1 pseudogene is annotated in these 264 nt (G+C 62.9%); it reads right to left on the bottom strand.

From position 1 onward, the window contains the following. Window positions 1–207, bottom strand: a pseudogene (locus tag SM191_RS19740) (IS256-like element ISSpwi2 family transposase); the annotation flags it as partial. Window positions 208–264: the final 57 nt, after the last annotated feature.

Below are 264 nucleotides of genomic sequence, written 5' to 3'. Positions count from 1 at the left end.
CTTCCGACCGTAACCGTTGCGGCTGTTGCCCGCGCCATCTTCACCGGCGAGGTGATGATCCATCTCGGCATTCAACGCGCGCTCGGTCAGCGCCTTCTTCAGCGCGTCGAGCAGGCCACCCTGCGCCAAAGCGGTGCCCGCGTCACCGCCGGCCAGCAACTGATCCAGTAACTCGTTCGGTATCGCAGGCTCTTTGCGTCGGGACATATCGGGTCTCCTTCTTCCCCTTTATGCCCGCCCGCACACGAAATTCCTGACACTCCC

It is taken from the genome of Sphingomonas sp. 2378, assembly GCF_038084995.1.
Classification (GTDB): domain Bacteria; phylum Pseudomonadota; class Alphaproteobacteria; order Sphingomonadales; family Sphingomonadaceae; genus Sphingomonas.
Note: the sequence above shows the minus strand (reverse complement) of the source record. Positions and strands in the feature narration are given on the sequence as shown.